We start from the raw sequence: 24,036 nt of genomic DNA, 5'->3' as shown, positions 1-24,036 counted from the left end.
AAACACCTCGCAAACGGCGGCAGGCCGGCTGGTTACTCAATGGTTGGATAGGCTGGTGTGGCTACGGCTTATTCGTGCGGCTTCAGGCTGGCCAGATACGCGCGCCAGCCGCCAAAACGGGTGATGTCGGTGGCGTCAGCAATGGCCCACGGTTCGCAGATAAAGCCTTTCACCTGACTGCCGTCGGCGATGGTGAGCGTGCCGATGCCCAGCGGCGCTTGCACCAGCCCGACAAAGCTGCCGAACTGGCTGATCGGCATATCCCACAATTCGATTTCGATGGCCGCACCGTTGGCGCTGCGCACCAGGCCGGGCTTGGGCGGCGTGGTATTGGCCAGCGCGTACAGGTTGTATTCGGGCGCGGTAAAGGTGCGCGCGGCCAGCGTGGCGTTGCGTTCCAGTAATTGATGGTTGAGCGGCATGCCGGTCAGATGTGCGCCAACCACGGCGACGCGGATGCAATCGGCGCGGGCTGGCGCTGGGGCCAGCGCGGGCAGGCAGCGGCCGCTGGCGCCCAAAGGCAGCGCGGCGCGTTGTTGCCAGCCACGGCCAAACTCGGCCAGCGCATCGTCTTGCCACGCCGGGGCCAGCACGGTAATGCCAAACGGCAAACCGTCGCCGCGGAAACCGGACGGCAGCGACAGCGCGCACAGATCGGAGAAATTGGCGAAGTTGGTATACGTACCCAGATTGGCATTCAGCACCACCGGGTCGGCCAGCATGGCTTCGATGGTGTAGATGCTGGGCGCGGTGGGCACCACCAGGCCATCGAAGCCGGCCAGGGTTTGGTGGATAACGCGCGTGAGTTCGGCGCGGCGATATTCGGCTTTGAAGGCGTCGAGCGCGGAATATTGATTGGCGCCTTCCAGAATGCCGCGCACCACCGGGTTGATCGCGGCCGGGTTGCGCGCCAGCAAGTCGGCGGTGGCGACCAGGCGTTCGGCCACAAACGCGCCTTTGTATAGCAGCGAGGCCAGTTCGAGGAAGGGCGCAAACGGCACGGTTTCCACTTTGACGCCGGCTTCGTGCAGGTGCTCGATGGCGGCGGCAAACAGGCGGGCGGATTCCTGGTCGCCAAACCATTCCAGCGTATCCGGGATGGCAAAGCGTGGTTTGGACGGCATGGCACGGGTGACGGCGTTGGGCACGCGGCTATAGGCGTCGCTGGCATCGAAGCCCCCGGCCACATGCGCCACGGCCTGGGCGTCGTCCACGGTCAGCGCAAATACCGACACGCAATCCTGAGTGCGGCAAGCGGGCAAGACGCCGGTGTTGGACAGCCAGCCTTTGGTGGGCTTCAGGCCGACGATATTGTTAAAGCCTGCAGGCACGCGGCCCGAACCGGCGGTATCGGTGCCCAGCGCAAACGGCACCAGCCCGCGCGCCACGACCGAGGCCGAGCCCGAGCTGGAACCACCGCTGATATAGCGCGGATTAAACACATTGGGCACCGGGCCATACGGCGAACGCGTGCCGTTGAGGCCGGTAGCAAACTGATCAAGATTGGTTTTGCCCAGCACAATCGCGCCGGCATCGGTGAGCTGCTGGATAACCGTGGCGTGCTTTTTGGGCTCAAACGCAAATTCGGGGCAAGCGGCGGTCGAGGAAAAACCGGCCACATCGATATTGTCTTTGACGGCAAACGGAATGCCATACAAAGGCAGCTGGCTACGATCCCCACCCACTGCGGCCAGGCGCACTTGCAGCTGATGCAACTGGATGGCGATCTGCTCGGGCGTGGCCAGCGAAATCCAGGCGACGTCGCTGGCGGAGCAGCGGGCCAATACATGGCGCAGCGCGGTGTCAACGGCCAGACCGTTGCGATAGGCGGCTTGCCATTCTTCGAGTGTCCAGCCCGATTGCGGAAGTACCGTTGCGCTCATGTTTGTATTCCATCTTGTATACATACGTGATGGAACTAGAGCAAGGCGCATGCCAGCGGAATGATGGCTTTGATTTAAAAGGGAATTTGTTTGGTTTGTGCGAAAACGCTGACGCGGTTTACAGACAACTTGCACCGCGATGAACGACGACAGATGCGCCGTGCACCGAACTGATGCCGCATAGGGTGGGTCAAGACCCACCGTCCAAAGTGGCCGGACGCGCCAGGGTGGCGCGCGCTTTGTGGCACGTCTCGTCGGCTTTGCAGGGTGGGTCTTGACCCACCCTATAGCTGGTTGAACTGCAAGCGGATGCGTTCTACCGAGAGTTGATGTTCCAGCTGCGCCAGGCGTTTTTCGTTGGCGCGCGATAGCCGCATGGTCTGGCCTTCGTCCTGGTGGGTGGCGATCACGCTGGCGTGCAGGCGTTTCTGGTGCGCCAGTGCCTGGTGGTAGTCGCCGGTTTCCATACTGATCTGCGCCAACAGGCCTTCCGCTTGTTGCACCAGATGCCCCAGGCCGCCGCGCACCGCAATCTCATTGGCCTGCTGCAGGCAATCCAGCGCTTCGGGCAGGCGGTGCAATTGGTGGTAAGTGCGGCCCAGATGCAGCAGCACATGGCCTTCGCCCCAAAGATTGCGATGGTGCTGATTCAGTGCACGCGCGTTGTTGAGCGCGGCTTCTGCCTTGGCGTAATCGTGCTGCTCAAAATAGATCAGCCCGTAATACGACAGCACTTCAGCCGACCACAGCGGGTGCTGCACTGCGCCTTGCAGCCATGCGTCGGCCAGGCCGAGGTAGTGCAGCGCGTCGTCCAGATGATGCAAACGATAGGCGGTGGAAGCCAGATTGATCGCCACTTCGCACGACAAGGTGGGATCGCCCACGCGTTCTGCCAGTTGCCACGCCTGCTCATGAAAATGCAGCGCGCTCTGGGTATGACCGAAGGCGTGATAAACCTTGCCCACGCCCACCCAGGCGCGCGCGCAGTCTTCGCGCAGATCCTCGGCCACCGCCAGTTCCATGCCTTTAAGCCAGGTATCCAGCGCCTGCAGATATTCACCGCGCGTATACAAGGCCAGTCCCAGCGCATGCAGCGCGCGTACATGTTCGCGCTCGTGCTTGCCACGCCCCAACACCCGCACGGCTTCTTGCAGGATATCTTGCGCCATGGTCTGATCGCCGCGATTAAGCGCCAACATGCCTTGCTCGATCAGCAAAGCGCCCAGCAGATCAATTTCTTGCTCGCGTCGCGCCAGGGCGACGGCCTGGGCGGCGCTGGCCTGCGCTTCGGGGCTGGTGTGGCCGATGCCCTGGCCACGCAGGCTGGCCAGTACGCTCTGCAGTTGTTCACGTGCGGTCATCGGTCCGCTCCGGCGATGGCGATACGGTTGCGGCCACGGCGTTTGGCGTCATACAGGGCGGCATCGGCGCGGGCGAACCAGGCGGCCGACGATTCGGCGCTTAGCCATTGCGCCACGCCGATGGAAACCGTGGCCTGCAAGCCGCGTTCGATATGGTGCCAGGCTTCGGTCTCGATGCGGGCGCGGATGCGCTCGGCCACACTGCGCGCCGTGTCGAGCTGGGTATTGCGCAGCACCAGCACAAATTCTTCGCCACCATAACGGGCGGCCAGATCGTGCTCGCGCAGCGAAGCCAGCAATACCGCCGCCCCGGTGCGCAAAACCTGGTCCCCGGTCTGATGCGACCAGCGATCGTTAATCTGCTTGAAGTGATCAAAGTCGAGCACCAGCATGCTCAGGGCCTCACCGGTTTGTTGCGCGGCCTCGATCATGCCGGGCAATGATTCATCCAGCGCGCGGCGGTTCATCACACCGGTGAGCGCATCGCGATAGGCCGCATCCTGCAGCGCTTGCACGCGCAAATCGGTTTCGCGATTGGCTTCGCGTAATCGGTTGAGCTCAAATTCTGAGCCGAGCAAGCGCAAACGGATTTCCAGGTTGGCCAGCCGCCGCGATGACAACTGCGCCAGCTTGCCCGCCACGCCTTGATTGACGCGCTGCATATAGTGTTCGTGAAAACCGATGTAATGCATGACCGCGCGCACCGCGTCGTCGCGTTGCTCATATAACTGGGCCAGTTGCTCGTGTATGTCTTGCACCAGATGCGGCGCATGCAGTTTTTCTACCGCCTTCAAGGCCTGCAACAGATAGCGCTCGGCGGTCTGATCGTCGCCCGAGCGCAGCAACAGCTTGCCCAAACCGGTCAGATTGACGATCTGACCCCAGATCAGGCCGGTATCCAGATTGATCTGGTAGGCCTGCTCCAGATGCGCCCGCGCGGCTTCGTAGTGGTCCTGGCGCAAGGCAATCGCGCCCAGATAGTTGTGGATTTCCGCCTGCCAGTCGCGTCGCAGCGGCAGGATCAGGTCGGCCTGGGCGCTGAGCAAAACCGTGACGGCAATCTCGAGCCGGTCCAGTTTGATCAGGTCGGCCGCCAGATGCAGCGCAGCTTTGGCGCGTAAATCCGGGTTGTCATGCAGGCGGGCGAAATCGGCGGCGATGCTATGAAAACGAAAGGCGTTTTCGTGATCTTCGTGCACCACATACAGATTGCCGAGGCCGAGATTGGCTTCGATAAACAGGTCGATCTGGCGGGTGGCCAGTGCGTCTTCAAGACTGTCGAGCCAGTGCGTAAGCGCCCGGCTGTCGTCGCCGCCGTTGGCCAGCGCTTCGGCCAGCGCGTGGTTGGCACGGGCGCGCGCCCAGGCGTGGTCCAGATGGGTTGCCATGGTCAGCGCGCGGCGCAATACCGGCTGCGCCGCGGCACCGCCTTGCAACACCACCAGACAGCGGCCCCACAGCAACAGCGCGGCGGTTTCGCCGGCTTCGTCGTTCAAGCTGGTGGCCAGATGCGCCGCTTGCTCGGCCAAGGGCAGGCTGAGTTCACATTGCGGCAGATAAAGCGCTTCAGCCTGGGCCAGAAGCAGGGCGACGTCCGGGCTGGCCGGCGCCAGCTTGATACTCATAAATCACCTGGGGCGTGAGACCCACTGCCGGGGCAAGGCGGCCGTGGGCTGCGAATTCGTCGCGTGGAAACAGTTCAGCGAATTCTAGTACTGCAGTTGTTTCAGCAGTAGTCGTGCTTCGTCGGCGTTCTCCGCCTGCAACAACTGGCCCACCAGATCGCGCACTTCGGCCAGATCGGTATCCAGCACTTGTTGCTTCACCTTAAGGATCTGGGTGGGCAGCATGGAGAAGCGGCGCAAACCCAGCCCCAGCAAAATGCGTGTCAGCACCGGATCGCCGGCCATTTCGCCGCACATCGAGATCGGTTTGTTCATGCGGTTGCAGGTGCCAATGATGTGCTCGAGCAATTGCAGCACGGCCGGGTGCACCGGGTCGTACAGATGCGACACTGCATCGTCATTGCGATCTACCGCCAGCGTGTACTGGATCAGGTCATTGGTGCCGATCGAGGCAAAGTCGAGATGATGCAGAAAATGCGCCACCGTCAGCGCCGCCGCCGGTACTTCGATCATGCCGCCCAGCTCGATGGCGTCGTCAAACGCGATACCCTCGGCGCGTAGCTGCACCTTGGTCTCTTCGATATGGCGCCGCACCTGCTTCACTTCGCCCACATGCGACAACATCGGCACCAGCAGCTTGATCTTGCCGTGCGCTGAGGCCCGCAACAGCGCGCGTAACTGGATGCGGAACATGCCGGCCTCGGCCAGGCACAGCCGCACGCCGGTCAGCCCGAGCGCCGGATTGGGCGAATCGGTTTCGGTTTGCCACTTGGGGATTTTGTCTTTACCCAGGTCGATGGTGCGGATGATGACGGGCTGGCCGCCCATGCGTTCCGTCACCGTTTTATAGGCCTGGTATTGTTCTTCTTCGGTCGGCAGATCGTCTTCGCTGAGGAAGAGGAATTCGGAGCGGAACAAGCCGATGCCGCCAGCGTTGGCGGCCAGCACTTGTTCGACGTCGTCGGGAATTTCGATATTGCCGAACAGTTCGATTTCCACGCCATCGCGCGTAATCGAGCGGCTGTTCAGAATGTCTTGTAGCTTGGCCTGGCGCGCTTGCCATTCAATCTGGCGCGCGCGGTATTCCACCAGCGTGCGTTCGTCCGGATCAACGATGACCACGCCGTTCACGCCATCGACAATCACCACTTCTTCTTCGCGGATCAGCGCGCGCGCCTGGCGCAGGGCCAGCACGGACGGCAAATCCAGGCTGCGCGCCAGGATGGCGGTATGCGAGGTGGGGCCACCCACGTCGGTCATAAAGGCGGCGTAATCGGTGTCTTTAAACAGCACCATGTCGGCGGGCGACAGGTCGTGCGCCACCAGGATGGTGTCGCGGTTGGTGGGGGCCAGCGCGTGGCTGCACACGTCGTGACCCGCCAGCGCCTTGAAAATGCGCTCTACCACCTGAATGACATCGGTACGGCGTTCGCGCAGATATTCTTCTTCGATATCGTCAAACTGCGCCAACAGCTGGTCCAGCTGTTCTTTTAGCGCCCACTCGGCATTGCATTTGCGTTTGACGATCAGCTCGCGCGGTTCCACCGACAGCGTCTGGTCGTTGAGCAACATGATATGCAGGCTTAGAAACGCACCCAGCTCGGTGGGGGCGTTATCCGGAATGCTGCCCCACAGCATTTCCAGTTCCTGGCGGGTGGATTTGATCGCGGCGTCATAACGCGCCACTTCGGACGGCAGATCTTCGTCGCGCAGCGCGTAATGCACAATCTCGATATCGGTATGCGATATCAGATGCGCGTGGCCGATGGCGATGCCGCCACCGATGCCTATCCCATGCAATGTAAGACTCATCCAACCTCCCGACGAGGGCTGCGTGCAGGCAGCCGGTGTGTGCTGGGCAGGCTTATTCGCCTTCGCCGAACTTGTCTGCAATCAGTGCCGTCAGCGCATCCAGCGCGTTCTGGTCATCCGGGCCGCTGGTTTCCAGCGTCACCTTGCTGCCTTTGCCTGCCGCCAACATCATCACGCCCATAATGGACTTGGCGTTGACCCGCTTTTGATTGCGGCTGATCCAGACTTCGCTCTGAAACTGGCTGGCCAGCTGGGTGAGCTTGCTCGAGGCCCGCGCATGCAGGCCCAGTTTGTTGACGATTTCCACTTCGAGTAACGGCATGGTGTTCTCTGACCTTGATCAGCCTTGATTGGGCAACATGTACAAAACGCCTTCGAGCCCGCCGGTGATGGCTTTGCTGACCACCACTTCGAGCGGCTGCTGACAGTACGTCAGCGCGCGTACCAGCATGGGAAGATTGACACCGGCCACCGCTTCTACACGGCCCGGCTGGATCAGGCGGTTGGCCACATTCGAGGGCGTTCCGCCGTAGATGTCGGTGAGCAAGAGCACGCCCGAGCCATCATCCAGGACTTCAATCAGTTCTTGCGCCTTGACCACCACCAGGTCGGGATCATCGGTCTTGCTGACTGCCAGTTGCCCGACATTGAGCACGGGCCGACCCATGATGTGCTGTGCACACGAGATCAGCGCCTCGCCCAGCGACACATGCGTCACGATGATGATGCCTACCATGTGGAACGGTTTCCTTGTACGGCCTGGTGCGGTGTATTCGGGTCTTGTTTTGGCTTATTGCAGTGGCGTTAACCATCCGGTCGACGCCCCACCCGGATTTATAACCGAAAAACTGCCTTTCTCGTAAGAGATAACCTGACCTGCGCCGCAAAATTACAGGCGTAGCGGGCTACGTTGTGGCCTTAGCGCAACCGGTAAATGTGCGGCGGGTTCTGCTGCCATTGCACGCGCGACTGCATATCGGGCGTTAGATACACACTGCCATCGCTGGCCACCAGCAACACATCCTTGATGCCAAAGCGATCGGCATAATGCGTGGCACTGCCGATGCCGCCGACAAATACCGGCTTGGTCGCAGCGTCCGAAATCGCGCCGGCTTCGGTACTGGCGGGTGCGATAACGGTGGCGGCCTGCATGGTTTGGGCGGGCTGGCCGCTGCGCGGGTCGATCAGATGCGAGTAGCGCTGGCCTTTGACTTCAAAGTAGCGCTGATAGTCGCCCGAGGTGCCGATGGATTCGCCGTCGTTGAGCTGGATGATGGCCAGCACGCCGGGTTTGCGCGGATGCTGCAGGCCCACTTTCCACGGCGTATCGCCTTTGCGGCCCAGCGCCAGCACATTGCCGCCGATATTGATCAGCGCGTTGTTCATGCCTTTTTTGCGCAAATAGCTGGCAGCGCGATCCAGCGCAAAGCCCTTGAAACCGCCCAGATCGATATTCACTGCGGGATTGCGGCTGCTGACTGCATTGCCGTCAAACTCCAGATCATCCAGCGTGGGGTGGGCCGCCACCAGCTTCTGCACCACGGCCGCATCGGGCAGCACCGGCGCAAACGTGTCTTTATGAAAGCCCCACGCCGCCACCAGATCGCCGATGGCCGGATCAAACAATTGATCCGAGCGCTCGGCATAGCCTTGGGCCTGCTTGAGGATGGCGATCATTTCGGGATCGGTTTGATACGGCTTGCCTTGGGCAAAGGCCGCATTCATGCGCGTGATTTCTGAGGGTTGCCAGGCATGCAGACGCGCGTGCAGCCGGTCGAGGTCAGCCAGGATGGCGGCGCTAACCGGCGCGGCCTTGTCTTCGGGCTCGCCATAGATGGTGATCTGCACGCGCGTGCCGAACACATAGCTTTCTTGCTGGAATTCCGGCGGTTTGCCGCAGGCAGTCAGCGTGATCGCGCATACGGCATACAGCAAAAACCGGCACCACAAGCGGATCACAGGCCCAACTTGCGCTCAAGCGCGTCAATAAACAAAGCCGCGACATCAATGCCGGACTGCGCGGTAATTTCCTGAAAGCAGGTGGGGCTGGTGACGTTGATTTCGGTGACGTTGTCGCCAATCACATCCAGACCCACCAGAAACAGACCCTTGGCGGCCAGTTGCGGGCCCAGTGTTTCGGCAATTTCACGATCACGCGGCGTCAGCGGCCGCGCTACGCCGGTGCCACCCGCCGCCAGATTGCCGCGCGTTTCGCCCGCAGCCGGAATGCGCGCCAGGCACCAGTCCACCGGCTTGCCATCAATCAGCAACACGCGCTTGTCGCCGTCCTTGATGGCGGGCAGATAGCGCTGCGCCATCACGGTGCGGGTTTCGTTCTCGGTTAGCGTTTCGATAATCGAGCCGACATTGGGGTCGTTGGGCGTAATGCGGAAAATGCCCATGCCGCCCATGCCATCCAGCGGCTTGAGGATGACGTCCTGATGCTCGGCCAGAAACACGCGGATGTCGGCGGCGCGTTGCGTCACCATCGTCGGCGTAATGAATTCCGGATGCTTGAGGATGGCCAGCTTTTCGTTGTAATCGCGCAGCGTCTGGCCCGGATTGAACACGCGCGCGCCTTGCGACTCGGCCAGCGACAACAGATGCGTGGCGTACAGATATTGCGCATCAAACGGCGGGTCTTTGCGCATCAGCACCGCGCCAAAGTCTTTGAGCGGCTGCTGCAGATGCGGCTCCAGCTCAAACCAGACCTTGTATTCCTGGGTGTCGGTAAAGGTGAGCTTTTGCGCGGCGGCTTCGACCACGCCGTTGTACACGCGCAGATCATGCGCCTGCGTCACCCACAGTTCCCACCCGCGTCGCGCGGCCTCGCGCAACATCACATAGGTGGAATCTTTGTGGATCTTGAAGCCGACCACGGGATCAGCAATGACGAGCAGGCGCATGTTGGGTTCCGGTTAAAACCGCAGGAGAAGCGGGCGTTCAGGCGGCGAATGACAAGTGCACGGCTGGCGCAGTGGCTTCCAGTTCGTGCGCGGCCGCCAGCAGAGCCAGCCGTGCTACCACGCCATAGGCGTAGAAGCGGTTGGGCGCGCTGTCCGGCTCGCCATCGCAATCGGGCGTGGTACACGGGCTGGCAAAGCCCAGCGGCACAAAATGCATGCCGGGCGCATTGAGGTTTTCTTCGGGGCCGCGATCAGTGTGGACACGGTAGAAACCGCCCACCACAAAGCGATCCATCATGTAGACCACCGGCTCGGCCACGGCGTCGTTGATGCTTTCAAAGGTGGGCACGCCTTCCTGCACGATCACATCGTGCACTTCCAGGCCTTCCTTGATCACGCTCATCTTGTTGCGTTGCTTGCGGTTCAGACCCACCACATCGTCGGCCGACTTCACGCTCATCACACCCATGCCGTAAGTACCGGCGTTGGCTTTGACGATGACAAACGGGTCGTGGTCGATGCCGTGTTCTTTATATTTGATGCGGATTTTGTCCAGCATCTGGCTGACGGTATCGGCCAGACGTTCTTCGCCGGTGCGCGCGTGGAAGTCGAGTTGATCGACATGATCAAAGTAGGGATTGATGGTCCACGGGTCGATGCCGATCAGCTTGGCAAAGTCATTGGCGACATGGTCATAGGCGGCAAAGTGATGCGTCTTGCGGCGCACGGCCCAACCGGCATGCAGCGGCGGCAGCAGCGTTTGCTCGATGCCTTCCAGCATCGGCGGAATGCCAGCCGACAAATCGTTGTTCAGCAGCACGGCGCACGGATCGAAACCGGCGACGCCCAGGCGGCGGCCATTGCGCACCAGCGGTTCCAGCGTCAGCTTCTGGCCATCGGGCAGATCAAACGAAGTCGGTTCGGTAATTTCGGGGTTGAGCGTGCCCAGGCGCACCACCAGCCCGGCCATCTTCAAAATGCGCGTCAGCGCAGCCACGTTCTGTAGATAGAAGGTATTGCGGGTGTGGTTTTCCGGGATCAGCAGCAGGCGCTTGGCGTCGGGGCAGAAGCTTTCCAGCGCGGTCATCACCGCTTGCACGCCCAGCGGGTGGAATTCGGGATTCAGGTTGTTAAAGCCGCCGGGATAGAGATTCATATCCACCGGAGCCAGCTTGTAACCGGCGTTGCGCAAATCCACCGAGCCATAAAACGGCGGCGTCGATTCTTGCCATTGATTGCGCAGCCAATGTTCGATTTCAGGCTGGGCCAGCAGAATACGGCGCTCCAGATCCAGCAAAGGGCCAGACAGCGCGGTGGTGAGATGCGGAACGGTCATCGGTAACACCCATCTTAAAAAAGCGTCAGGCACAAATGCGGGCGTGACGGCAAAAAACAAGCCATTCGGTCGCCAGACCACAGCGCACAGCGTGCGCTGACCAGATTACAACCAGCCTTTGCGCTTGAAAAACCAGTACGGCGCAATGCCGGACAGAATCATCAAGACAATGGCAAATGGATAACCCAGTTGCCAGTGTAGTTCCGGCATGGCGTTGAAGTTCATGCCGTAGATGCTGGCGATGACCGTCGGCGGCAGAAACACCACGGCGGCAATCGAGAAAATCTTGATGATTTTGTTTTGCTGCAGGTTGATCAGGCCCATGACCGCGTCCATCAAGAAGTTGATCTTGTCGAACAAAAAGGCGGTGTGGTTGTTCAGCGATTCCAGATCGCGCAGCACTTCGCGCAGATTGTCTTGCTGTGCGTGCGTCAAACTACGACCGCGCAGCAAAAAAGACAATGCCCGCCGCGTGTCCATCAAGTCCAGCCGTACTTTGCCGTTCATGTCTTCCTGGCGCGCGATGTCGGAGACGGTTTCGGCCATGTCTTTATCGCTCATTTCACTGGAACGCGTCAGCACGCGGCTGCTGACCTTGTCGAGGCCTGTGTACACGCCTTCGAGCACATCGGCGGCGTATTCGACTGCGACGTCGTAAATGGCCAGCAGGATGTCTTCGGCCGAGTGCACAAAGTCAGCCTGCATGCGCGCGCGCATCCGGAACAGCCGGAACGCGGCCAGCTCGTCGGTGCGGATCGATAACAGCCGGCCTTCGGTTAGCAAAAAGGTCACCGTCAGCACTTCGGCTTCGTCATGGCGCTGATGCAGAAAAAATGAATTGAGATGGATGCCGGCTTCGTCGATATAACACCGGGCCGAATCCTCGATGTCTTCCATTTCTTCGTCATCGAGCTTGAGCTTGAAGGTCTCGTTCAGCCAGCCGCGCTCGTGCTCCAGCGCGTCGACCACGTCCACCCACACCACGTCGGGCCGGACCAGGTCTGCCGCCGCTTCGACCGGCATCGGCCGCAGTCGGCCTTCTACAAAACCGTAAGCGGTTAGCATGCGCGCAACTCCGTCAAATTCTGTGCGCGGATTATACGAGAGCCTGCCGTCCACGCGCCTGCACAATTTGTGCCGCCCCGGCCCGGCTACTACACTGCGCGCATGCATACCTACCAGACTCTGCTCACGCAAAGCGGGCTTGATCGCAGCGATGCGACCGCGCTGTTGTTCCACCTGACCGGGCATGGCCGTGCCTGGCTGATTGCGCATGACCGCGATGAAGTGCCCGACGAGTTGGTGCAACGCTTCGCCGCTTTGGCAGCGCGGCGGCGCGCGGGCGAGCCGGTGGCCTATCTGCTGGGCGAGCGCGAGTTCTACAGCCTGATGTTCAGTGTGACGCCCGCTGTGCTGATTCCGCGGCCGGATACCGAACTGATCGTCGAACTGGCGTTGCAACGCATCGCCCCCGGCCAGACGGCGCGGGTGCTCGATCTGGGCACCGGCAGCGGCATTATCGCGGTAACCGTGGCGCATGAACGACCGCAAGCGGTGGTGACGGCGGTGGATATTTCGCCTGCCGCGCTGGCAGTGGCCCAGGCCAATGGCGCGCGCCATGCACCGGGCGTGACGTTTGCACTGAGCGACTGGTTTGCCGCGCTGCCGCCGCAACGCTTTGATCTGATCCTGTCCAACCCGCCTTATATAGAAAGTAACGACGCGCATCTGGCCCAGGGCGACCTACGCTTTGAGCCCCGCGGCGCGCTGACCGATGAGGCCGATGGCCTGGCGCACATCCGCACCATTATTGATACCGCGCCGGATTGGCTGGAACCCGAAGCCTGGCTGCTGTTTGAACATGGCTACGACCAGGGCCTGGCCAGCCGCGATCTGCTGACCGCGGCCGGTTATCGCGACGTGCAGACCTGGCAAGACCTGGCTGGGCTGGATCGCGTCAGCGGCGGGCTTGCCCCCAAACCGGCGGCTGAGTAGAATACCCGAGTAAATTAATCAGGAACTCAGCGTCGATCGCTACGTGGGGGTTCCGCAGCGCGAGTTAAATCCATGAGCATTCAAGACAGCATCCGTCAGACCGTCACCGAAAACCCGGTTGTGCTTTTCATGAAAGGCACGCCGACTTTCCCGCAATGCGGCTTTTCGGCTGGCGCTGTGCAAATCCTTAAAAACCTGGGCGCCAACTTTGTGGCCGTCAACGTGCTGGAAAACGCTGAAGTACGCCAGGGCATCAAGGAATACGCCAACTGGCCGACCATTCCGCAGCTGTATATCAAAGGCGAATTCGTGGGCGGTTCGGACATCATGAAAGAACTGTTCAGCAGCGGCGAACTGGAAAAGATGCTGCAAGACTGAGCCCCGCGCCCGGCGCAGTGCCCAAAAAAAACCCCGCGATGCGGGGTTTTTTGTTGTCGTGGGCCCGATCGCATCGAGCCCCGGCGGCTTAGTGGTGCCAACCGCCACCGTGATAGCCCCAGCCACCCCCCCACCCACGGTAGTAGCCGATCGACAACGACGGCCAGAAAATCGGCGCGGCGTAGTAGGTCGGGGTGGTGTAGATGACGGTCGGGGTGCTGCTGACCACAACCGGCGCAGATTGCACATAAGTGGTGGTGCTGGTGACCGGCGCGGCTTGCGTCACGGTCTGCACCGGCTGTTGCTGCTGCTGGCCATCAACGCTTACCGAAATCGGCACGCGGTTGCCCGGGTCATACGCCATACGCGTGGTGTAACGCTGGCCCGAATATTCGTAAGTGACGTCGTAGCCAATAATGCGTTGCTGCGTCTGGCCTTGCACGGTGGTGCATTTCTGCACGTTCTGCACGCTGGTATTGCCTTGGTTGGCGGCGTTATCGCCGGACAAGGCCCCAATCGCCGCACCGGCCGCCGTTGCCGCCACATTGCCGTTGCCGCGGCCAACCGTGCTGCCCAGCAGCCCACCAAAAATCCCGCCCAGCAAAGCGCCACCGTAGTTGTGCGGCTGTTGCACCACCACTTGTTCGGTCCAACACGATTGCTGCGGGTTGGAATAATTTTCGACCACCGGAGTGGTTGAGATAACACGGCCATATTCGGCGGCCTGCGCTTCTGCGGCGACACCTGCCATCGAGGCCAGACTCAGCATCAACACGAGCGATTTCATGGTCTTACTCCCTTACCGGCCGTGTGGAATCACGCGGCCCAGTGCAAAGCGATGTTGTACCCAATGCCGTTATCATAACTAGTGTGAAGTTCACATCGCTAGTGTGATAACTACCTGGTTTGTATGGGATTAGTACGAGGGTGTAAGAATGCGTTCCGGGCTTTTCAAAATCTTTACAGAGTGAGCCGCTGCAGTGTCCTTAAGTATCGAATTCCGCCGGTTTTCTTACAGTTTGCTAGCGGTGGCGCAGGGTTGGTGCAATCGTGCACTGCAACTGGGATGCGGTGGCTAATTTGGTGCTCAATTTTCAGCGCTGCCCCGGGTTTTGCACCGTCATTGTGCGGTATTTGGTGCTGATTCGCATAAATCTGCTGTTCATATTTCGATAAAACAAGCGCTTACGTTAATTGGCATATGGATTGCTTTTGGTGCACTCCACTCAGTTTTAGTGCAGAAAGCCCGGAGCTCTTTGTGTATACCCTTCAATCCAGCACCAATGTGCTGTTCATCCTGCTTGGCGCCATCATGATTCTGGCCATGCATGCGGGCTTTGCCTTTCTGGAACTCGGTACCGTCCGCAAAAAAAATCAGGTTAATGCCCTGGTCAAAATCCTCACCGATTTCGCCATTTCTGCGATTGCGTATTTCTTTGTGGGCTACGGCATCGCCTATGGCATCCACTTTTTGCAGCCGGTGAGTGCGCTCAACCAGAACAACGGCTATGCGCTGGTCAAATTCTTTTTTCTACTTACCTTTGCGGCGGCCATTCCGGCGATTATTTCCGGCGGCATCGCCGAGCGCGCGCGGTTTCACCCGCAAAGTGCGGCTACCTTTGTGCTGGTCGGCTTTCTCTATCCCTTTATCGAGGGCATTTTCTGGAACGGTAATCTGGGCATACAAGCATGGATGAGCGCGCATCTGGGCGCAGCCTTCCATGACTTTGCCGGTTCAGTGGTGGTGCATGCTGTGGGTGGCTGGATTGCGCTGGCGGCGGTGCTGCATCTGGGGCCGCGCAAAGGGCGTTATCACAAGGATGGCGGTGTGGCGGCGCATCCGCCGTCGTCGATTCCCTTCCTCGCCCTGGGCGCGTGGATACTGGTGGTGGGCTGGTTTGGTTTTAATGTGATGAGCGCACAACGCATCGACGGCATTTCGGGCCTGGTCGCGCTCAACTCGCTGATGGCCATGGTCGGCGGCACGCTGGCGGCAATGTGGGTGGGCAAGAATGACCCCGGCTTTGTCCACAATGGCCCGCTGGCTGGCCTGGTCGCCGTCTGTGCAGGCTCGGACATCATGCATCCGCTCGGTAGCCTGGTGGTCGGCGCGGTTGCGGGTGCTGCTTTTGTCTATTTGTTCACCGTGACGCAAAACCGCTGGAAGATCGACGACGTACTCGGCGTCTGGCCTTTGCACGGTCTGTGTGGGGTGTGGGGCGGCATCGCGGCCGGCATCTTTGGCCAGACCGCGCTGGGCGGAGCGGGCGGCGTCAGCATCGCCAGTCAGCTGCTGGGCACCTTGCTGGCCGTGACGGTGGCGTTTGGCGGCGGCTATCTGGTCTACGGCGTACTCAAGCGCCTGGTCGGCATCCGCCTGGATGAGGAAGAGGAATATCACGGCGCCGATCTATCCATCCACAAGATCAGCGCCACGCCGGACCGCGAAAGCAACTGGTGATTACACCGCCTTCCACGCGGGCAGGATGTGATCGCGGCTCAGCGGGGCCAGCGTAATGCTGGCCAGATGCGCCGGGTCTATCCAGCGCGCTTCTTCAATTTCGGCGGATGGGGTCACTGCGCTGGCCCAGGTCAGATGGAACGCTTCGGCGATGACAGTAAAGCCGGGTTCGTTGACTGCCGCTGCCGCATAGCGACCCAGGTAGATGGGGCCATCGGGCGGCACGCTGATCTGCAGTTCTTCCTGCAGTTCGCGGCACAGCGCTTGCAGCGGGGTTTCGCCCGCATCGATCTTGCCGCCTGGTTGCATAAAGGCCTGCGAGCCGCGTTTGCGTACCAACAGTACCTGGCCATCGGCCCGGCTGATCACCGCAGCCGCGATGCAGATAGGTGGGCGGGAGTCTGTTTCGGTCATCCAACATTCCATCAAGCACAACGCCCGAACCAGGTCGGGCGCCGCAGAGAGCGTGGCAGGGGCAGGGCGGGGGTGGCCGCCCTGTGCGTGGCCTCAGGCGGTGAGCGGCTCGGTGCGTTCCAGCAGCCAGTCCCGCGCTGCGCCTTCTACCAGCGGCAGCAGGCGTTCACGCACGGTGGCGTGATAGTCGTTCAGCCACGCCAGTTCATCGGCACGCATCAGGCTGACGTCAATGACGCGCGTATCGATCGGGCACAGTGTCAGCGTTTCAAACTGCAGAAATTCGCCAAATTCGTTGCTCTCAGCCGGGGTGTTCAGGACCAGGTTTTCGATGCGGATACCCCATTGTTGCGGCCGGTAAATGCCCGGCTCGATCGAGGTAATCATGCCCGCTTCCATGGCGGTATCGGGCCCCGCGTCGCGGAAGTAGCCTATGCTTTGCGGGCCTTCGTGCACATTCATGAAATAGCCCACGCCGTGACCGGTGCCATGGTTGTAATCCACGCCTGCGGCCCACATCGGCGCGCGGGCGATGCTGTCGAGCATGGCGGCGCGAATCGCGCGTGGAAACTTTGCGCTCGACAAGGCAATCACGCCTTTCAGTACCAGCGTGTAATCGCGCTTTTGCGCCGCGCTGACCGTCCCGACCGGCACCACGCGAGTGATGTCGGTGGTGCCGCCCAGATATTGGCCGCCAGAATCGATCAGCAACAGACCGTTGCCTTTGATTTCGGAATGCGCCTCGGGCAGTGCACGGTAGTGCGGCAAAGCGCCGTTGGCATTAAAGCCGGCGATGGTGCTGAAGCTGAGCGACACAAAACCGGGGCGTTTGGCGCGTTCTGCCGACAGTTTTTCATCGATGGTCAGTTCGGTAATCGCTTCGACGTTGAGTGCCTTATCCAGCCACGCAAAGAAATTGCACAACGCCGCGCCGTCTTGCGCCATGGTCGCGCGCACATTGGCGGCTTCTTCGGCGGTCTTGCGCGATTTGGCCAGTTGCGACGGGTTGAGCTTTTCAATCACGCGGGCCGAAGCCGGTACCGAGCCAATAATGCCGACGGTGGTGCGCGCCGGATCGGCCAGCACCACGGCATTGGCGGGCAATGCGCGCAAGGCGGCGGTGGCCTGGTCGTACGGTTGCAGCGTTACGCCATCCTGCGCCAGTGTGGCTTGCAGTGCGGCATCGATCTTGTCGTCGCCAATAAACAGCGTCAGCTGATCGGCGTTAAGTAGCGCATGCGCGAGGAAGACCGGGTTGTATTCGACGTCAGCACCGCGCAGGTTCAGCAGCCAGGCAATATCATCCAGCGCCGAGATAAAATGCCAGTCCGCGCCCGCGTTCTGCATGGCGGCACGCACCGCTTGCAGTTTGCTGGCGCGCGAAACCGGTGCTTGCGGGCCGATATGTTCATACACACGTGCCGACGGCAGCGTCGGGCGGTCAGCCCAGGCCGCGCCGAGCACATCGATATCGGTGCGCAGCGCGATGCCTTTTTCTTTAAGCGCGCCGGCCAGCGCTTTGCCCGCCCCGAGGGCCAGCACATCGCCATCGGCCGCAACCGTTGCACCCGCCGGCAGATTGGCTGCCAGCCAGTCCGCATGCGGCTGCGCCTGGCCGCTGAGCAGCTTCATCAGCTTGACGCCGGTATCTGCCAGTTGCGTTTCGGCCTGTACCCAATAACGCCCGTCCACCCATACACCGGCAAAGTCTTTGGTAACGACCAGCGTGCCGACCGAACCATCAAAACCCGAGAAAAACGCGCGGCCTTGCCAGCGTGCGGGCAGATATTCGGACAGATGCGGATCAGCGGAAGGGACGACGACCGCGTCGACGCCCGCCTGGGCCATGGCGGCACGAAGCTGGGTGATGCGGTGCTGGATGATTTGCGGCTGGGTAGACATGGGGTCGGACTCCGGGGTACGGCTGCGTAGCAGACAGCGCCTTGTGGGCAAAGCCGCATTGTAAGGCGGCTGCGGCTGGATGTGGCGGCCAGAATGTAGCTGGCGGCGGGCGGATCAGGGGGCCTGGTCGGGCAGCGGCAAGGCCAGCGTCTCTTTGACTTCTTCCATCACCACATAGCTGCGCGATTCAGCCGCGCCGGGCAGGCGCAACAGAATGTCGCCCAGCAAGCGCCGATAGTGGCTCATATCGGGCAGGCGCGCTTTCAACAAATAATCAAAATCGCCCGAGATCAGATGGCATTCCAGCACCTCCGGAATGCTGGCCACCGCTCGGCGGAAGTCATCGAACACCTCGCCCGATTTGCGGCCCAATTTCAATTCAACAAAAACCAGCAGCGGCGCGTGCAGCACTTGCGGGTTAAGCCGCGCGTGATAACCGAGTATGGCGCCGGATTCTTCCAGCCGTTTGATGCGCTCGGTACAGGGCGTGGCGGTGAGGCCCACTTTCTCGGCCAGTTCGGTAATCGGAATCCGGGCGTTCTGCTGCAAGACTCGCAAAATCTTGTAATCGACGCGGTCCAGTGTGCGGCCGCTTTCGTAACGTGTGCGCATGGTGTTTATTCGTGTTTAGCCGACATGAAATGGAGAATATCACTGGAAGTTCGTTTTTATACTGCAGCTATTCTCCATAAATATGGCATGCGCATAAAAGCGCGAGACCCCACTCTATGAAAGTCATTGTGATTGGTGCAGGCGTGGTGGGCGTAACCACCGCGTATTACCTGAAAGCTGCGGGCTGTGATGTGACGGTGCTGGAGAAACTGCCCGCCCCGGCCGAAGAAACCAGCTTTGCCAACGCGGGCCAGGTCTCGCCCGGGTATGCCGCACCGTGGGCCGCGCCTGGTATCCCGTGGAAAGCGCTCAAATGGCTGGTTTCGCGCCATGCGCCCTTGCGCATCCGCCCGGATGGCAGCTGGTTTCAGCTGGTGTGGATGGCGCGCATGCTGGCCAATTGCACCGAGGCGGCCTACGCCCGCAACAAGAGTCGCATGGTGCCGCTGGCTGAATACAGCCGCGATTGCCTGCGCGATTTGCGCAATGAAATCGACCTGCATTACGAAGAACGCGCGCTGGGCACGCTGCAGATTTTTCGTACCGACAAACAATTGCTGGGCGGGCAGCGCGATGCGGCGTTGCTGGCGCAAATGGGCGTGGCGCATGACGTGCTGGATACCGCTGGCGTGGTCGACGTGGAACCTGCTCTCGCACAAGTCGCGCACAAGCTGACAGGCGCGTTGCGTTTGCCGAATGACGAAACCGGCGATTGCAAACTGTTTACCGAACGCCTGGCGGCGCGTGCCGCGCGTGATGGCGTCAATTTCCGTTACGGCGTGGATGTGGAGCGGCTGGTGGCGCATGGCGAGCGCATTGCGTGTGTGGAATTGCGCAACGGCGAAGTGCTGAAGGCCGATGCAATCGTGCTGGCGACGGGCTGTGCCGCGCGCGCCCTGGCGCTGCCGTTGGGGCTGGATCTGCCAATTTACCCGGTCAAGGGCTATTCGCTTACGGTGCCGCTGAGCAATCCGGACGGCGCGCCGCGTTCGACCGTGCTGGATGAGACCTACAAGATTGCGCTAACCCGCTTTGATAACCGGCTCCGCGTCGGCGGCATGGCCGAAGTGGCGGGCTTTGACAAGCGGCTGGCGGCGTCGCGCATCGGCACGCTCAAGATGGTGAGCCATGATCTGTTTCCCACCGCTGGCCCGCTCGACCAGGCCAGCGCCTGGACCGGCCTGCGCCCGATGACCCCCGATGGCACGCCCGTGGTCGGCGCCACGGCCTATGACAATCTGTTTATCAATGCCGGGCACGGCACCTTGGGCTGGACCATGGCCTGTGGCAGCGCCAGGGTCATTGCCGATTGTGTGCTGGCGCGACAACCGGAAATCGATGCCAGTGAACTTGGTCTGGCGCGTTACGGTCGTAGCCTGGCCCGTATTCCGGAAGGCAAATCTCAACCAGCCCGGATAAAATGGGCAGATTGATTTTTTCCATCCTGCAAAGTTGATCCCATGAGCTTTCTGCGTCAGTTTCCTGCTACTCGTATGCGCCGCATGCGGCGTGATGATTTCTCGCGTCGTTTGATGCGTGAACATGTTTTGACCGCCAACGACTTTATCCTGCCGGTGTTTGTACTGGACGGCGACAACCGCGAAGAAGAAGTGACGTCGATGCCCGGCGTCAAACGCCAGTCCATTGATTTGCTGCTGAAGACGGCTGCCGAAGCCGTGGCGCTGGGGATACCGGCGTTGGCGCTGTTTCCGGTTATCGATGGCCCGCTCAAAAGCCTGGATGGCGCGGAAGCATGGAACCCCGATGGTCTGGTGCCGCGCACCGTGCGTGCGCTCAAGCAGGCGTTTCCGCAGCTGGGTGTGATTACCGACGGCGCGCTTGACCCCTACACCACGCACGGCCAGGACGGCATTATCGATGACAGCGGCTATGTGCTGAACGAAGCGACCGTTGAGGCGCTGATCAAACAGGCGCTGTGCCATGCGGCTGCGGGTGTCGACGTGGTTGCCCCGAGCGACATGATGGATGGCCGCAATGGCTCGATCCGCCAGGCACTGGATGCAGCGGGCTTTGAACTGACGCGCATACTGGCGTATTCCGCCAAGTACGCTTCGGCCTTCTATGGCCCGTTCCGGGATGCGGTGGGCTCTTCCGCCAATCTGGGCAAGGCCGACAAATACACCTATCAAATGGACCCGGCCAACGGCAACGAAGCGCTGCATGAAGTGGCGCTGGATCTGACCGAGGGCGCCGACATGGTCATGATCAAGCCGGGCTTGCCGTACCTGGATATCGTGCGCCGGGTCAAAGACGAGTTTGGCGTGCCCACTTATGCCTATCAGGTGTCAGGCGAATACGCGATGATCAAGGCCGCCGTGCAAAACGGCTGGCTGGATGAGAAGAAAGTGGTGCTGGAAACGCTGCTGGCGTTCAAGCGCGCAGGGGCCGATGGCATCCTGACTTATTTTGCGATTGATGCCGCGCGCTGGTTAAAAGACCAGTAAAGCGCTTGCCGCCGCAAAGGTCTGAAAAAAACGGGGCGTGTGCCCCGTTTTTTATTGCGCCGTGCGGAGGCGATTAATGGGTATGGTGATGCTGACCCTGCGCCGGCACGCGGCGGCTGCCCACCAGCCATACCAGCCAGCCCATCACACTCAGCCCCGCGCCAACGCCCACCACGCCATTCCAGCCCGCCAGATTAAACGCGCTGGCCGACAGCAAAGAACCGCTGGCGCCGCCGATAAAATAGCTGGTCATATAGCCGGCCGTAAGCCGGTTACGCGCGTCCGGGCGCAGCCGGTAAATCATGCTCTGGTTGGTCACATGCACCGCTTGCGCGGCCAGATCAAGCACCAGTATGCCAAGCACCAGCGCCACCAGCGATTGCTGGGCAAATGCCAAAGGGAGCCATGCCAGCCCCAGCAAGACCCAGCCGCCGGTGGTGACCCGTTGCGCCTGGCCTTTGTCGGCCAGCCGCCCGGCGCCATTGGCGGCCAGGGCGCCGGCCGCACCGGCCAGGCCAAATAATCCGATGGTGCCATCGCTGAAATGCCACGGCGGGCTGGATAGCAAAAACGCCATCGAAGTCCACAGCACGCTGAACACGCTAAAGCTGAGGGCGCCCAGCAGGGCACGCAGGCGGAAGACGGGTTCCTGCACAAACAACTGCAGCACCGAGCCGAGCAGCGCCGGATAGCTCAGGCCCAGATGTTGCTGACTGCGTGGCAAGCGATAACGCATCACGCCTGCCGTCAGCAGCATCAGCCCGGCCGCGCACCAATACACGGTGCGCCAGTCACCCAACGCCGACAAGGTACCCGCGACCGTACGCGCCAGCAAAATCCCCAGCAGCAACCCGCTCATGATGCTGCCGACCACTTTGCCGCGTTCGTGTGGTTGCGCCATCGTCGCCGCCAAAGGCAACAAGACTTGCGCCACCACCGAAAACAGCGCGGTGACGCCGGTGCCCAACAAGATCAATCCCAGCGACTGTGCGCTGGCGGTCAGCAATAGTCCGCACGCCGACAGCAGCAGCATGGTGACGATCATGCGGCGTCGTTCCAGCAAGTCGCCCAGCGGCACCAGCAACATCAGGCCGGTGGCGTAGCTGAGTTGGGCGACGGTGACGATCAGCCCGACATGGGCGGCAGAGACATTGAAATGGAGCGCCAGCGTATGCAGCAAGGGCTGCGCATAGTAATTGCTGGCCACGGCCAGGCCGGTGGTAAACGCCATCAGCGCAACCAGCGCGGGCGTCAGGGGGGCGTGGGTACGGGGGGGCATCTCTCACCTTCGGCTAAGTCTGAGGCGGGAGTATGCCCGGCCAGGCGTTACGGCGCGATGGCCGGGCTTGTCATGTTGACCGGGCGGTCAAACCGAGCTTTACGCAATGCGGCGCCACGGGGCGCCGCACGGGTCAACGCCATATGGATCAGGCAAAAGCGGCAAGAATTTCCGCGGTACTGCGCACGCGGCTAATGCGCGGAAAGATGTTCTTGATGGCGAACTGGTGCATGTCCATGGTCGGACCGCTGCAGGCGTCTTCGGCCAGTACGATGCCAAAGCCCAGCTCCCACGCGGTGCGCGCGGTGGATTCCACGCCGATATTGGTGGCGATACCGGCCAGCACGATGGTGGTGATGCCGCGGCGGCGCAGTTGCAGTTCCAGATCGGTGCCGTAGAAGGCGCCCCATTGGCGTTTGGTGATCAGGATGTCCTTGGGCCCGGTTTCCAGTTGCGCCGGAATATCCCACCAGTTAGCGGGCAGTGCGCCACCGCCAGCGGCGCTATCCACCGGTTGCTTGAGCGCTTCGGCATAATCTTCGCTCCAGCCCACGCGCACGCGCACCACCGGCGCACCGGCAGCACGGAAACGTTGTGCCAGTTGATTGGACAAATCCAGCACCTGGCTGGCCGGATGGGCACCTGCATAAGGCAGAATGCCGTCTTGCAGATCAATCAGGACGAGCGCGGTGGTTTTTGCATCGATATTCATGATTTCGGCCTCAGAATAGGGGCTGGCCCATGGGCAGCGGATTGAACATTAGACAAGATTTGTGAGGGTGAACTCACAAACGCGGAGTATATGAGGATGTCCTCACAAAATGCAATGGTCAGGCAGCCGCAGCGCGAAAAAGGCCGCTTGCGCGTGGCCGCCTTGCTGGATGCAGCCCAGCAAGTCTTTGCCCAGGACGGCTTTGATGCCGCCACCATGACCGAGATTGCCGCCCGCGCTGGCGCGTCAATCGGATCGCTGTACCAGTACTTTCCGACCAAAGAACACGTGGCCGATGCGGTGCTGGCGCGCCATGCCGAAGCTTTGTATCAACGTATGCAGGCCCTGCAGGACGCATCGCCCGGCTGGACGGTGGGGCAACTGGCCAGCGAACTGTTTCCCGCGTTGCTGCGCTTTCGGGCCGATCATCCCGCCTTTGGTGTACTGGCCGAAAGTGGTCGTGGCCCAGCCTTACAAGCCACCGGCGTGCGTATACATATGCGCCGTTACGTGGCAGAAATCTTACGACCGCATGCCCCGGGCTTTGACGCACAACAGCTGGAGGCAATGGCTATCGTGGTATTACAGACCATGAAGACGGCAGTGGCGCTCAATAACGAAGCCGACCTGCCGCAGCGCCCCGCCGTGTTGGCACAACTGCAACAGATGCTGGCGCTCTACCTGGCTGCGCAATTGCCCGCCAGTGCTTGATTTGTCGACAAAAAGCGGGCTGGCGGCGCGGCGGTCGGCACGGCGGCTGGCCCGCATGGCGCCCGTGGCCCGGCGATTGCTGTAGTTGGCAGCTATGAAGCCGCTGGGCCTTCTGAGACAATAATGCGCGTCAAGGTTTCAGCAATGCTGCAACAGCCTGATACAGACCGGGCGGTGCTCTTGC

22 protein-coding genes are annotated in these 24,036 nt (G+C 61.1%); 6 read left to right on the top strand and 16 right to left on the bottom strand.

The annotated features are described in order from the left end of the window. Positions 1–68: 68 nt before the first annotated feature. The 10 genes from atzF to corA all read right to left on the bottom strand — a co-directional run bounded on the left by atzF (position 69) and on the right by corA (position 11,988). Positions 69–1,883, bottom strand: a complete 1,815-nt coding sequence (gene atzF, locus ACYQ1A_RS17615; protein WP_499364001.1) for an allophanate hydrolase — start codon at positions 1,881–1,883, stop codon at positions 69–71. A gap of 284 nt (positions 1,884–2,167) precedes the next feature. Further along, complete coding sequence (locus ACYQ1A_RS17610; protein WP_499363999.1) at positions 2,168–3,244, bottom strand: tetratricopeptide repeat protein; 1,077 nt, start codon at positions 3,242–3,244, stop codon at positions 2,168–2,170. Continuing rightward, positions 3,241–4,869: a GGDEF domain-containing protein gene (locus ACYQ1A_RS17605; protein ID WP_499363997.1), complete on the bottom strand. Its 1,629-nt coding sequence runs from the start codon at positions 4,867–4,869 to the stop codon at positions 3,241–3,243. Before ACYQ1A_RS17605 ends, ACYQ1A_RS17610 begins: the two co-directional genes overlap by 4 nt. An 84-nt stretch (positions 4,870–4,953) precedes the next feature. Then, a complete protein-coding gene (gene ptsP / locus ACYQ1A_RS17600) occupies positions 4,954–6,681 on the bottom strand; it encodes a phosphoenolpyruvate--protein phosphotransferase (RefSeq protein WP_499363994.1) in 1,728 nt (575 codons plus the stop codon). 52 nt (positions 6,682–6,733) lie between these two features. Further along, entirely contained in the window at positions 6,734–7,003 is a 270-nt protein-coding gene (locus ACYQ1A_RS17595) for an HPr family phosphocarrier protein (protein ID WP_053939329.1), read from the bottom strand. An 18-nt stretch (positions 7,004–7,021) separates the two neighbouring features. Beyond that, complete coding sequence (locus ACYQ1A_RS17590) at positions 7,022–7,417, bottom strand: PTS sugar transporter subunit IIA (RefSeq protein ID WP_062223522.1); 396 nt, start codon at positions 7,415–7,417, stop codon at positions 7,022–7,024. Positions 7,418–7,599: 182 nt separating this feature from the next. Further along, a complete protein-coding gene (locus tag ACYQ1A_RS17585; protein ID WP_499363992.1) occupies positions 7,600–8,616 on the bottom strand; it encodes an FAD:protein FMN transferase in 1,017 nt (338 codons plus the stop codon). A 20-nt stretch (positions 8,617–8,636) separates the two neighbouring features. After that, positions 8,637–9,587 (bottom strand): glutathione synthase, encoded by a 951-nt coding sequence (gene gshB / locus ACYQ1A_RS17580; RefSeq protein ID WP_499363990.1) that lies wholly within the window; start codon positions 9,585–9,587, stop codon positions 8,637–8,639. Between the two features lie 37 nt (positions 9,588–9,624). Next, positions 9,625–10,923 (bottom strand): glutamate--cysteine ligase, encoded by a 1,299-nt coding sequence (gshA, locus tag ACYQ1A_RS17575; protein ID WP_499363988.1) that lies wholly within the window; start codon positions 10,921–10,923, stop codon positions 9,625–9,627. 105 nt (positions 10,924–11,028) lie between these two features. After that, complete coding sequence (gene corA / locus ACYQ1A_RS17570; protein WP_499363987.1) at positions 11,029–11,988, bottom strand: magnesium/cobalt transporter CorA; 960 nt, start codon at positions 11,986–11,988, stop codon at positions 11,029–11,031. Between the two features lie 102 nt (positions 11,989–12,090). Between corA and prmC the strand changes: the two genes are divergently transcribed. Next, a complete protein-coding gene (prmC, locus tag ACYQ1A_RS17565; protein ID WP_499363984.1) occupies positions 12,091–12,918 on the top strand; it encodes a peptide chain release factor N(5)-glutamine methyltransferase in 828 nt (275 codons plus the stop codon). A 72-nt stretch (positions 12,919–12,990) separates the two neighbouring features. Continuing rightward, positions 12,991–13,296 (top strand): Grx4 family monothiol glutaredoxin, encoded by a 306-nt coding sequence (grxD, locus tag ACYQ1A_RS17560; RefSeq protein ID WP_499363982.1) that lies wholly within the window; start codon positions 12,991–12,993, stop codon positions 13,294–13,296. Between the two features lie 88 nt (positions 13,297–13,384). Here the strand turns inward: grxD and ACYQ1A_RS17555 are convergent, their stop codons facing one another. Then, positions 13,385–14,083 carry a glycine zipper 2TM domain-containing protein gene (locus ACYQ1A_RS17555; RefSeq protein ID WP_499363980.1) on the bottom strand — a complete coding sequence of 233 codons (699 nt, stop codon included), beginning with the start codon at positions 14,081–14,083 and terminating at the stop codon, positions 13,385–13,387. 471 nt (positions 14,084–14,554) lie between these two features. Between ACYQ1A_RS17555 and ACYQ1A_RS17550 the strand changes: the two genes are divergently transcribed. Further along, positions 14,555–15,757, top strand: coding sequence for an ammonium transporter (locus ACYQ1A_RS17550; protein ID WP_499363978.1), 1,203 nt, complete (start codon positions 14,555–14,557; stop codon positions 15,755–15,757). Here ACYQ1A_RS17550 and ACYQ1A_RS17545 read toward each other — a convergent pair whose 3' ends face one another. From ACYQ1A_RS17545 to ACYQ1A_RS17535, 3 genes are all read right to left on the bottom strand, one after another. Then, a complete protein-coding gene (locus tag ACYQ1A_RS17545) occupies positions 15,758–16,171 on the bottom strand; it encodes an NUDIX hydrolase (RefSeq protein WP_062223530.1) in 414 nt (137 codons plus the stop codon). It lies immediately after the preceding gene. 93 nt (positions 16,172–16,264) lie between these two features. Continuing rightward, entirely contained in the window at positions 16,265–18,073 is a 1,809-nt protein-coding gene (locus ACYQ1A_RS17540; RefSeq protein WP_499363976.1) for an aminopeptidase P family protein, read from the bottom strand. 114 nt (positions 18,074–18,187) lie between these two features. Next, a complete protein-coding gene (locus tag ACYQ1A_RS17535; protein ID WP_499363974.1) occupies positions 18,188–18,685 on the bottom strand; it encodes an Lrp/AsnC ligand binding domain-containing protein in 498 nt (165 codons plus the stop codon). 116 nt (positions 18,686–18,801) lie between these two features. Between ACYQ1A_RS17535 and ACYQ1A_RS17530 the strand changes: the two genes are divergently transcribed. Beyond that, a complete protein-coding gene (locus ACYQ1A_RS17530) occupies positions 18,802–20,118 on the top strand; it encodes a D-amino acid dehydrogenase (RefSeq protein WP_499363972.1) in 1,317 nt (438 codons plus the stop codon). A 27-nt stretch (positions 20,119–20,145) separates the two neighbouring features. Next, on the top strand, positions 20,146–21,150 hold the full coding sequence (gene hemB / locus ACYQ1A_RS17525; RefSeq protein ID WP_499363971.1) for a porphobilinogen synthase: 1,005 nt from the start codon (positions 20,146–20,148) through the stop codon (positions 21,148–21,150). Between the two features lie 73 nt (positions 21,151–21,223). Here the strand turns inward: hemB and ACYQ1A_RS17520 are convergent, their stop codons facing one another. Together ACYQ1A_RS17520 and ACYQ1A_RS17515 are read right to left on the bottom strand one after the other, a co-directional pair. Then, positions 21,224–22,429 (bottom strand): MFS transporter, encoded by a 1,206-nt coding sequence (locus ACYQ1A_RS17520; RefSeq protein WP_499363969.1) that lies wholly within the window; start codon positions 22,427–22,429, stop codon positions 21,224–21,226. Between the two features lie 148 nt (positions 22,430–22,577). After that, the gene (locus tag ACYQ1A_RS17515) at positions 22,578–23,141 is read right to left on the bottom strand and encodes a hydrolase (RefSeq protein WP_499363967.1); all 564 of its coding nucleotides are present in this window, start codon (positions 23,139–23,141) and stop codon (positions 22,578–22,580) included. Positions 23,142–23,237: 96 nt separating this feature from the next. Between ACYQ1A_RS17515 and ACYQ1A_RS17510 the strand changes: the two genes are divergently transcribed. Continuing rightward, positions 23,238–23,852, top strand: a complete 615-nt coding sequence (locus tag ACYQ1A_RS17510; RefSeq protein ID WP_499363965.1) for a TetR/AcrR family transcriptional regulator — start codon at positions 23,238–23,240, stop codon at positions 23,850–23,852. Positions 23,853–24,036 lie beyond the last annotated feature (184 nt).

The organism is Silvimonas sp. JCM 19000 (genome assembly GCF_054652575.1).
The sequence above is the reverse complement of the archived record's forward strand: the minus strand, read 5'-3'. Positions and strand labels throughout refer to the sequence as shown.